The following is a 1421-nucleotide window of genomic DNA, read 5'->3' as shown; positions in this document are numbered from 1 at the left end:
GGTAAAGATTAGCCGTGACACATTTGCTTTATTCTGTGAAGGTGGATTCAATGCTTCTTATCCGTCTGGGCATGCAGCACGAACTATTATTTTTGCAATAGTGATAGGCTATGCATTATCTGAACGATTTCCAAGAGGGGCATATTTGTTGTTTCTCTATCCAATATTGGTATCTCTAAGTAGAGTGTATGTTCTTCAACATTACCCGATGGATGTAATTGGTGGTGCCTTACTTGGTGTAATGCTAGCTGGTGTGTTGGCAAAAAGAACAAAACTATACAAAATATTCGATAAATCAAAATCCTAATTCTGTAAACCTTTTGTTACTAATCAAAACAATTGCATAATGTTCTTCATCGTAATGATATGTCCAATATCTTATGTCTCTAACTTCGTTTTTTTGTCTAAGTGCATATGTGACTCCTGTTGTCACCGTATATCCAATTCTTTTTGCAAGTTTTGATTCTTTTGGCATTAGTACTCTGAATCCTTCTTTTCTATTGTTAAATCCTAATTTCACCATGTCTTCAACTGCGTCTGATGCATCTTTGACATCTTTAAGATCGTAAGTCTTTGATACTGGTAAATCTTTTGGATGAAATTCCATTATGTTTTGTTAGTTGTCTCTACTAATATTTTTTCAAAAAATCCATTTTTGCGATCAAAGTATGTTAATTTTCTTAACTGGTAAGTCAAATCCTGATTATATTCATAACTTAACCGACAGATTTACTTTTACTTGATCATTGGCATCTTTAGAAAAATTAGTAATTCAACTAAGACAAAAAAACAAAAAGCAGCTAATTTGAGAAAAAAAGCTGAAAGACAACTACAACAGGTACGAACCCTTGAAAAAAGATCTTCATCCGGTCTAAATTCCATAGATAGAAAAATTGAATCAGAAAAAGAGGATGTAACTGACGTTTCAGGAGTTTTAACTCAAAAGACCTCTCAACTAGAAAGCATTCAGAGATTAGTTACAGCCGCAAGTGAGCGCCTAATCCGTGAAAAAGATGCCCTTGTAGAGGCTGAACAGGAACTAGAATTTGCTAAAAATCCTGAAGAAGAAAATATTGCTAAATCCAAATTAGCTATAATTAATGAGAAAATCCAAGAATTAGAGTTTGAAATAAAAAATCGAGAAAAAACTGCAAAAAAGATTACTGAAGAAGTTTCTAAAATCAATGAAATTAAATCAAAAATTAGTACTCAAATTCAAAAGCAAACCAAAGCAAAACCTACCTTACGTGAAACCATGAGTGAAAGTCACAAGGCGGCTCAAAAATTTGCTAAAGAATTAGAACAAAAAATCAGATCTGAGGAATCTGCTAAAAAAGCACTAGAAAAAGTAAATTCACGACTTCAAGAGTTACTTGCTAAAAAACGTAAAATGGCAAAAAAAACATAAATCTGTAAAATCT

At 32.5% G+C, this 1421-nt stretch carries 3 protein-coding genes; 2 read left to right on the top strand and 1 reads right to left on the bottom strand.

Going from position 1 to position 1421, the window contains the following annotated elements; genetic code table 11:
• Nucleotides 1-307, top strand: a 307-nt coding sequence (locus tag BG20_RS02880; protein WP_010190708.1) for a phosphatase PAP2 family protein, incomplete at its 5' end; no start/stop codon positions are given.
• Here the strand turns inward: BG20_RS02880 and BG20_RS02875 are convergent.
• Entirely contained in the window at nucleotides 296-607 is a 312-nt protein-coding gene (locus BG20_RS02875; protein ID WP_007401196.1) for a hypothetical protein, read from the bottom strand. The genes BG20_RS02880 and BG20_RS02875 overlap by 12 nt on opposite strands.
• Before the next feature lie 132 nt (nucleotides 608-739).
• Here BG20_RS02875 and BG20_RS02870 point away from each other — a divergent pair, with 132 nt between their 5' ends.
• Nucleotides 740-1408: a coiled-coil domain-containing protein gene (locus BG20_RS02870; RefSeq protein ID WP_010190704.1), complete on the top strand. Its 669-nt coding sequence runs from the start codon at nucleotides 740-742 to the stop codon at nucleotides 1406-1408.
• Nucleotides 1409-1421: the final 13 nt, after the last annotated feature.

Origin of the sequence: Candidatus Nitrosarchaeum limnium BG20, assembly GCF_000241145.1 — an archaeon.
In the GTDB taxonomy this organism is placed as follows: Archaea; Thermoproteota; Nitrososphaeria; order Nitrososphaerales; family Nitrosopumilaceae; genus Nitrosarchaeum; species Nitrosarchaeum limnae.
This window is presented reverse-complemented; position numbering and strand designations above follow the sequence as displayed.

Excerpts from the sequence above, each read along its gene's own strand:
- BG20_RS02875 (WP_007401196.1), bottom strand. The coding sequence starts at position 607 with ATGGAATTTCATCCAAAAGATTTACCAGTATCAAAGACTTACGATCTT.